Origin of the sequence: Oceanicola sp. S124, assembly GCF_000220565.1 — a bacterium.
Classification (GTDB): domain Bacteria; phylum Pseudomonadota; class Alphaproteobacteria; order Rhodobacterales; family Rhodobacteraceae; genus Pseudooceanicola.
This window is the reverse complement of record NZ_AFPM01000136.1, coordinates 1-7,797: the sequence shown is the minus strand read 5'-3', so window position 1 is coordinate 7,797 and position 7,797 is coordinate 1. Positions and strand designations below refer to the sequence as shown.

The 7,797-nt window shown below is 67.6% G+C and carries 8 protein-coding genes; 2 read left to right on the top strand and 6 right to left on the bottom strand.

Annotation, left to right across the window (positions count from 1 at the left end):
* Nucleotides 1–143 precede the first annotated feature (143 nt).
* The 4 genes from OS124_RS24220 to OS124_RS0109465 form a co-directional block, all read right to left on the bottom strand.
* Nucleotides 144–977 carry an ABC transporter permease gene (locus OS124_RS24220; protein WP_010139308.1) on the bottom strand — a complete coding sequence of 278 codons (834 nt, stop codon included), beginning with the start codon at nucleotides 975–977 and terminating at the stop codon, nucleotides 144–146.
* 187 nt (nucleotides 978–1,164) lie between these two features.
* Nucleotides 1,165–2,580, bottom strand: coding sequence for an ABC transporter permease (locus OS124_RS0109475; protein ID WP_010139306.1), 1,416 nt, complete (start codon nucleotides 2,578–2,580; stop codon nucleotides 1,165–1,167).
* On the bottom strand, nucleotides 2,577–3,692 hold the full coding sequence (locus OS124_RS0109470; protein ID WP_010139305.1) for an ATP-binding cassette domain-containing protein: 1,116 nt from the start codon (nucleotides 3,690–3,692) through the stop codon (nucleotides 2,577–2,579). The genes OS124_RS0109475 and OS124_RS0109470 overlap by 4 nt, the downstream gene beginning before the upstream one ends.
* Nucleotides 3,693–3,867: 175 nt before the next feature.
* On the bottom strand, nucleotides 3,868–4,989 hold the full coding sequence (locus tag OS124_RS0109465; RefSeq protein ID WP_010139304.1) for an extracellular solute-binding protein: 1,122 nt from the start codon (nucleotides 4,987–4,989) through the stop codon (nucleotides 3,868–3,870).
* 394 nt (nucleotides 4,990–5,383) lie between these two features.
* On the opposite strand from OS124_RS0109465, the gene OS124_RS27405 reads away from it, so the two are divergent.
* Nucleotides 5,384–5,554, top strand: a complete 171-nt coding sequence (locus OS124_RS27405; protein ID WP_168161456.1) for a hypothetical protein — start codon at nucleotides 5,384–5,386, stop codon at nucleotides 5,552–5,554.
* Nucleotides 5,551–5,712 (top strand): hemin uptake protein HemP, encoded by a 162-nt coding sequence (hemP, locus tag OS124_RS26525; protein WP_010139303.1) that lies wholly within the window; start codon nucleotides 5,551–5,553, stop codon nucleotides 5,710–5,712. Before OS124_RS27405 ends, hemP begins: the two co-directional genes overlap by 4 nt.
* 97 nt (nucleotides 5,713–5,809) lie before the next feature.
* Here hemP and OS124_RS0109450 read toward each other — a convergent pair whose 3' ends face one another.
* Nucleotides 5,810–6,985 carry an acetate/propionate family kinase gene (locus OS124_RS0109450; RefSeq protein ID WP_010139302.1) on the bottom strand — a complete coding sequence of 392 codons (1,176 nt, stop codon included), beginning with the start codon at nucleotides 6,983–6,985 and terminating at the stop codon, nucleotides 5,810–5,812.
* Nucleotides 6,982–7,797: bifunctional enoyl-CoA hydratase/phosphate acetyltransferase (locus OS124_RS0109445; RefSeq protein WP_029375319.1), on the bottom strand; the 816-nt coding region annotated here is incomplete at its 5' end. The genes OS124_RS0109450 and OS124_RS0109445, both read right to left, overlap by 4 nt.

The window sequence follows — 7,797 nt, the reverse complement described above, 5'->3', positions numbered from 1 at the left end:
TCCAGCACCTCAGAGGGCGCCTCGGAGGGCATCTCGCGCAGCCAGTCGGGCAGGGCGCGGCGTGCCGGAACGGGTTTCGGCAGCAGCGGTTCCAGCGTGGGGTGGCAGCGCGCGATGATCTTCGGGGTGCTCATGGAAAAGGGTTACTCTTCCTTTCCCTCGCGCCGCAACAGGAAGGTATGGGCCAGCGCGGCGGCCACGGTGATGGCGATGATGATCGTGCCGACGGCGTTGATCACCGGCGGGTGGCCGTTCGGGTTGCGGCCCATGGCGCCGATTTCCGTGGCCAGGGTGCAGGAACCGCCCTTGGCGAACATCGTCGTGTTGTAGTTCTCCATCGAGGCCATGAAGGCGATCACGCCGGCCGAGATCAGCGCCGGTGCGAGGTAGGGCAGGGTCAGCCGGCGGAACACCCGCCAGGGCGAGGCACCGAGGTCGAGGGCGGCCTCTTCCAGCTCGATCGGCTGGCGTTGCAGGCGTGCCATCAGGATCAGCATCGGGTAGCCGGCGATGAAGGTGACCTGCGCCATGACGATTGTGAATAGCCCCGCGTTGATGCCCAGGCGGCCCCAGAAGACCAGCGCAGAGAGACCCAGCACCACGCCCGGCGCCAGCATCGGCGAGAGCAGCACCCACCACAGCACCCCGTTGGCCTTGGAGCGCCAGCGGGTCAGCAGCACCGCCCCCGCAAGGCCGAGCAGCAGTGCCAGCGGCACCACCATCGAGGCCACCTTCAGCGAGTTGCCGAAGCAGCCGACAAAGCGGTCGCGGTCCAGCGAGCGCAGCACCGGATCGGCGCGCAGGGCGTCCTCGGGCATCCAGAAGAAGGCGTACCACTTGCCGGTGAAACCGTTCCACTCGGTCACCGATGGCGGCGAGGCGTTGTTGAAGGACGAGATGACCATCAGCAGCAGTGGGCCGAACATGAAGATCAGGAAGGCCCAGGTATAGGCGGTCAGGAGGCGATCAGATCTCATGCCCGGACTCCTTGAGTGTTCGTGCTGCCGAGCAGTTGGAACGCCCGGCGGGCACCGCCGGGCAGCCCCCGACCGCCCCCATGGGCGGGGGCTATTGCCCCCACCCGCGGTCGGGTGCTGCCCTCTGTTCTGCAGAGGGACCGCTTGGGACTTCCCGTTTGGGGAGAGGGTGTCGCGTCAAGGCCCATCACTGCACCCTCGCGAAATCTTTCAGCCGGGTCCGCATGGCCCACATGAACAGCGCCACCAGCGCAAAACAGATCAACGTGTAACCGAAGCTGTAGGCGGCACCGATGTTGGAATTCTCGCTCTCGAAGAACTTGTTGTAGATCGTCTGGGAGAACCACTCGGCCTGCAACCCGCGCGAGATGATGCGCGGCACCGAGAAGGCCCCGGCAGACAGCATGAAGGTGGCGATGCAGCCGACCGCGATGCCGGGCTTGGAATGGGGGATGATCACCCGCCGATGCACCCGCACCGCGCTTGCGCCCAGGTCCTTGGCCGCCTCGATCTGGTTTTTGTCCAGCGTCGACATGACGTTGTAGATCGGGAAGACCATGAACAGAACGTAGGTGTAGACGATCACCAGGAAGATCGTGCCCGGGAAGCGCTTGAACTGGATCGGGTCCGAGATCACCCCGGCCCATGTCAGCACCGAGTTGATCAGGCCCTGGTTGTCGATGATCGTGGTCCAGGCGTAGACCCGCATCAGCTCGACGATGGTGTAGGGGATGATCAGCCCGAGGAAGAGCCACAGCGCCTGTTTCGGCGGGGCGGCCAGCGCGACCTTGTAGGCGATGGGATAGCACAGCACGAGGGCCAGCGCGGTCGCCATCAGCGCGAAGACGATGGTGCGGGTCAGGGTGACAAGACCGATCCGCTCGTAGACCTGGCCGTCCTGCTCGTAGCGCAGCCCGACCAGTGTCAGCAGGCGGTTCGAGAGCAGCCGGGCCTCTTCGGCCTTCGCCGCGTCGGACATCGGGATCAGGCGCGGGGCGGCGAGGGTCTCGAAGTTGTCCAGCGTGTAGGGGAAGGCATTGGCCTCTTCCTCCTGCAGGCGCTGGTAGAGAGCGCGGGCCACCTCGGCGATCTCTTCGGCCTGGGCGATCTGGTCTTCCAGCGGCAGGCTGTCGTCGACCGAGAGGGTCGGGGCGCCATGCAGCGTGTCGAGGTATTCGGGCTCGGCGCCGCTGTCGCGCACCAGCCGGGAATGGGTCGTGGCGCGGTCGCATTGCAGGATGTAGGGGCGCGTTGCCTGCCCGGTGGTGGCATTGCCCATCGAGGGCACGGCCAGCCCGCCCGAACTGCCGCCGATGGAGGGCACGGCGAGGCCACCGCTCATCGAGGGCACGGCAAGGCCGCCGCTGCTGGCCGGGGCCTCTTCCTCGGCCGGCGCGTAGGTGCCCAGCACCGAAACGCAGGTGCCCGCATCCAGCATCACCCGGCGCGCGATCGAGCTGTCGAGCTGGCGGGCCGGGGCCGTGACGGCGCGTTCCAGCATGGTAAGCTGGGGCAGGATGATCAGCATCAGCCCCCAGCCGAGGGCGGCGGCGAAGAACAGCGCCGTCAGCCCGCGCCCGTATCCGCGGATGAGGGATGTCATTGCGCTGCCAGCTCCCGTCCGGTGCGGGCCATGGGCCCCTCGGGCAGGACCAGCGCCGAGCCCGGGTCAAAGCCCACCCGGGCGCGGGTCATCTCGCCGCCGGGGGCGCCGTGGTTGGTCTGGTGCACGACCAGATGCTGCCCGGCATCAGTGACGAATTCATAGTTTATGAAGGCGCCTTCCAGGTCGCGCCGGGTCAGCCGGGCGTCAAAGGTGTTCCGGAACTCGCCAAAGCCCATCTGTTCGGGACGCACGAAGAGGATCGCCTGATCCCCGACGGCCAGCCCGCGCGGGTTGCGCGCCAGAAGCTGCCCCGAGGCGGTGTCGATCCGTGCCATCTCGCCCTCGGTGGCGGCGATCCGCCCTGCAAAGTTGTTCACCTCGCCCACGAAGCTGGCGACGAAGGCCGAGGCGGGATCGGAATAGATCTCGTCGCCCGAGCCCACCTGTTCGATCACGCCGGCGTTCATCACGGCGATGCGGTCGGACATGGTCAGGGCCTCGCCCTGGTCATGGGTAATGTAGATGAAGGTCACGCCGGTCTTCTGCTGGATCTCGCGCAGCTCGGCGCGCATGTGCTGGCGCAGCTTCAGATCCAGCGCCGAAAGCGGCTCGTCCAGCAGCAGCACGGCGGGTTCCACGGCGAGGGCACGGGCGATGGCGACGCGCTGGCGCTGGCCGCCGGACAGCTCCGAGGGCAGCTTTTCGCCCTGATCGCCAAGGGCGACGAGCTCCAGCAGCTCCTGCGCCTTCTGGCGCCGTGCCGCCTTGCCGACGCCGCGCGCCTCGAGGCCGAAGGCCACGTTTTCCCAGACCGGCATCAGCGGGAACAGCGCGAGGTTCTGGAAGATCAGCGCCGTTGGACGTCCGTTGGGGCCGATGCCGCGCATGTCCGCGCCGCCGATCAGCACCTGCCCGTGCGAGGGCTCGACGAAGCCCGAAACGGTGCGCAGGATCGTCGTCTTGCCGCAGCCCGAGGGCCCGAGGATGGAAAAGAACTCGCCCGCGCGGATGTGCAGGTCGGTGGGCTGAACGGCCGTGAAACCGTTCGGATAGGTCACCTGCATCGCCTGCAGATGCACGTCCTGGCCGCGCATGGTGGCGTCGCTCATTGCTGTCCCCGTTGTTGGCGACCCGCCGTTCGGCGCGCCGCTGCGGGCCGTTGCCCGGCCCTGCTTCTATCCGATGGCCCCAAATACTGCCGCCGGAGGCTCCGACGCGTGCAGTGGGCCCTGCATGTGAAAAGGGGAGCGCCCGGCCAGCCGCCAGGCGCTCCCCGCAACGCGATCAGGCGTTGGTGATGATCTCGACCATCTCGTTGACGACGGGCGCGTAGAACGGGGTGTCGGACTGCCACCACCACATGTTGCCGAGGACCTCTGCGGTGTAGGTCTCGTTGAACTGGGCCTTGAACTCGTCGCTGGCGAAATCGGCGGCACCGGCCACGGCCGAGTTGTAGCCGGTGTTGTTGGCGAACATGCCGCCCACTTCCGGCTTCAGCATGAAGTTGATGAAGGCCACGCCCTGTTCGGTGTTCTCGGCGCCGCGCAGCATGCCGAAGCTGTCCAGCCAGGTGATGATGCCCTCTTTCGGCGCGCGGTAGACGTAGTCCGGGTTCTCGCGGTTCAGCAGCAGGCCGGTGGTGTCCCAGGTCTGGCCGATGACGCAGCCGGCGTCCTTGAAGGCGGAGGTCGCCTCGGTGGCGTTGTTCCAGAAGGCGCCGAAGTGGTCCTTGTTGGCGACCATGTACTCGACGATGGCGCCGAAGACGCGGCGGGCGTCCTCTTCGGACTTGTAGACGTCGAGCATGCGGTTGCTCTCGATCTCGCCGGCGGCATCCAGGTAGAGGCCGACGCCGATCAGCGCGGACTTCTGGCGGAAGGCGGATTTGCCCTCGGTGCCCTCGGCGAAGAGATGGCCGTAGGAGAGGTCGGCATCCGAGACCGGCAGGGCGGCGCGGTTCAGGGTGATGCCCTCGGTGCCCCAGGTGAAGGGCAGGGCGACCTGGTTGCCCATCTGCACGCCACCCAGGGCGGCGCTGTCACGCAGGAACGAGGGAATGATGGCATCCACGTTCACCGTCTCGGGGATCGGCTGGAAGAAATGCTCGCCCGAATCGTCGACGTAGTTGGCAACGTTGGTGATCGAGGGGAAGACCACGTCGAAGCCCTTGCCGCCATTGGCGCGCACGGTCGATTCGGCCTCGTCGTTCGAACCGAAGGTGGTCAGCTCGAGCTTGATGCCGGTCTCGGCCTCGAAGGCCTCGGCGATGTTCGGCTGGACGTAGTCCTGCCAGGCCAGGACCTTGACGGTACCCGAGGAGGCCAGCGCATCGCTGGCGCGCAGGACGGCGGGAGCGGCAACGGCGCCAGCGGTCAGCTGCAGCGCGGTACGGCGGGAAATGGTCATGTTGAACCCCTGTTGGTGGTGCGGATCTCTTTGCAATCGAACGTGTCCGCCTGCCTCTAGGCAGTGCGACCTCGTTCTACAGGGCCGCATTATGCGTCGAGTGACTCTGGCGGATGACAATTCCGTAACGCGCTCATGAAAGGCGATAATTGACCCGCCAGTCAAGTTCTGCGTCCGGGGCCGGTGGTCTCCGGGTCCTCTCGGACCGGCTCAGGGCCCCGCCAGGCCGGAAACGCACAGGGGCTGCGCTGCGCCGGATCCCGCCGAAGGCGCGGGCGGGAAGGTGGGAATGAGTATCTGACTAAATTAGTCGGATTGACAATCCTGATCTTATCAGTCAACTTTTTCGCAGGGTGCACCGAGGCGTGCGCCGGCATGAACGGACAAGACGAGAATGCAGCAGGACAGGACCCGATCCGACATCGCCAGGGGCAGAGGCCCCGAAGATGCAGAGCTGTTCCGCCCGGTCGAGCTTCTGGCGAAGCTCTTCGAGGGGCCGGAAGGCGGCGGTTCGGGGCTGGAAGCCCTGCTGGCAAGGCTCGAATGGAAGGAAACGACGCGATGATGTCCGAGAAGATCGACCGTGAGACCGCATTCCCCGCGATCCCGCAGCACAGCGCCCAGGAGCTGACCCAGGGCGGCGCCACGGCGCATATCGTGCTGAACGATCAGGTCTATACCCTGCGCATCACCCGCGCCGGCAAGCTGATCCTCACCAAGTAGACCCCGGGGCCGCCCCCTCGGGGGCATCGACCCCCCGAGGGGGCGCGGGGGCCTTGCCCCCGGGCGCCCCTCCGGCGGGTTCGGCACACTGTCCTGCCTAGCGCGACAGCCGTGCCGCCGCCCGGGCGATGACCAGCTCTTCGTTGGTCGGTATGACCAGCACCCGCACGCGGCTGAAGGCGGTCGAGATCACCGTCGCGCCTGCAGCATTGGCCCGCTCGTCCAGCTCGATACCCAGCCAGTGCATGCCCCGGCAGATCCGCTCGCGGATCGCCGCGGCGTTTTCTCCGATGCCACCGGTGAAGACCAGCGCGTCCAGCCCCTCCAGCGCCGCGGCCAGCCCGCCCAGTTCGCGCCGGGCGCGGAAGCAGAAGTAGTCGATTGCCTCTGCCGCATGGGGGCTGTCCGATCCCAGCAAGGCCCGCATGTCCGATCCGATGCCCGACATGCCCTTCAGCCCGCTCTCGCGGTAGAGCAGGTCCGAGATCTGCGCCGGCGCCATCCCCTCCTGGTCCATCAGGTAGAGCAGCACCCCCGGGTCGACCTGGCCGGACCGGGTGCCCATGGGCAGTCCGTCGAGCGCCGAGAACCCCATGGTCGAGGCCACCGACCGCCCCGCCGACAGTCCGCACATCGAGGCGCCATTGCCCAGATGTGCCACCACCACCCGGCCCTGGTGCAGCAGCGGCGCCATCTGCGCCAGCCGCCCGGCGACATAGTCGTAGGACAGCCCGTGAAAGCCGTAGCGCCGCACGCCCTTCTCGTAGAAGCGGCGGGGCAGGGCGAAGGTGTCGTTGACGAAGGGGTGATGGCGGTGGAAGGCGGTGTCGAAGCAGCCCACCTGTTGCGCCTCGGGGAAGGCCGCACGCGCGGCCGTCACCCCGGCCAGGTTGTGCGGCTGGTGCAGTGGCGCGAAGGGCACCAGCTCGGCAAGGTAGGACAGGCTCTGGTCGTTCAGCACCACCGGCTCGGCGTAGCTGCGCCCGCCATGAACGATGCGATGGCCGACAGCCCGGACGCGCGCGCCGGGATGCGCTTGCAGCAACGGTCCAAGCGCGGCCTGCAGCGCCTCCTGATGCGTCTTGCCCTGCGCGCCCAGCCCCTGATCGGCGATCACCGCACCGCCCGCCTGTTTCAGGTGCAGCTCTGCGTGCGCGCTGCCGATGCGCTCGACATGGCCGGTGGCCAGGGCCATGGGCTCGGGCTCGGCGGTGAACAGGCCCAGTTTCAGCGAGGAGGAGCCCGCGTTGAGGACCAGCAGGTGCTCGTTCATGCCGGGATCCCCCGGATGCGGGCGTCATGCAGCGCGGCGACGGCGCAGGAGGCTAGCCGCGCCATGTCGTCATCGGCGCGCGAGTTGAGGATGATCGGCACCCGCGCGCCCAGCACCAGCCCGGCGCCCTCGGCGTGCGAGATATAGGTCAGCTGCTTGGCCAGCATGTTGCCGGCATCGAGATTGGGCACCACCAGCACCTCGGCACGGCCCGCCACCGGGGAATTGATGCCCTTGGTGCGCGCGGCCGAGAGATCCACGGCATTGTCCATGGCCAGCGGCCCGTCGACCAGCCCGCCGCGGATCTGGCCGCGCTCGGCCATCTTTGACAGCAGCGCGGCGTCCAGCGAGGAGGGAATGTCCGGGTTGACCGTCTCGACCGCGGAAAGCACGCCGACCTTGGGTTGCCCGATCCCAAGGGACAGCGCCAGGTCGATGGCATTCTGCACGATATCCACCTTGGTCTTCAGGTCCGGCGCGATGTTGATCGCGGCATCGGTGACCAGCAGCGGATGGGCAAGGCCGGGCACGTCCATCACGAAGACATGGGTGAAGCGCCGCCCGGCCCGCAGCCCCGTCACCTTGTCGAGGGCAGGGCGCAACAGCTCGTCCGTATGCAGGTGGCCCTTCATCAGCGCCTGGGCACGGCCCTCGTTGACCAGCGCCACCGCCTGGCGGGCAGCGTCCCGGTGCAGGGGCAGGTCGATCACCTCGATGCCCTCGAGGCTTTCGCCCAGCTCGGCGGCGGTCGCGGCGATCTTGCCCGCGTCGCCCAGCAGGACGGGCTCGATCAGGGTATGGCGACGGGCCAG

Excerpts from the sequence above, each read along its gene's own strand:
- OS124_RS24220 (WP_010139308.1), bottom strand. The coding sequence starts at position 977 with ATGAGATCTGATCGCCTCCTGACCGCCTATACCTGGGCCTTCCTGATC.
- OS124_RS0109475 (WP_010139306.1), bottom strand. The coding sequence starts at position 2,580 with ATGACATCCCTCATCCGCGGATACGGGCGCGGGCTGACGGCGCTGTTC.
- OS124_RS0109470 (WP_010139305.1), bottom strand. The coding sequence starts at position 3,692 with ATGAGCGACGCCACCATGCGCGGCCAGGACGTGCATCTGCAGGCGATG.
- OS124_RS0109465 (WP_010139304.1), bottom strand. The coding sequence starts at position 4,989 with ATGACCATTTCCCGCCGTACCGCGCTGCAGCTGACCGCTGGCGCCGTT.
- OS124_RS27405 (WP_168161456.1), top strand. The coding sequence starts at position 5,384 with ATGCAGCAGGACAGGACCCGATCCGACATCGCCAGGGGCAGAGGCCCC.
- hemP (WP_010139303.1), top strand. The coding sequence starts at position 5,551 with ATGATGTCCGAGAAGATCGACCGTGAGACCGCATTCCCCGCGATCCCG.
- OS124_RS0109450 (WP_010139302.1), bottom strand. The coding sequence starts at position 6,985 with ATGAACGAGCACCTGCTGGTCCTCAACGCGGGCTCCTCCTCGCTGAAA.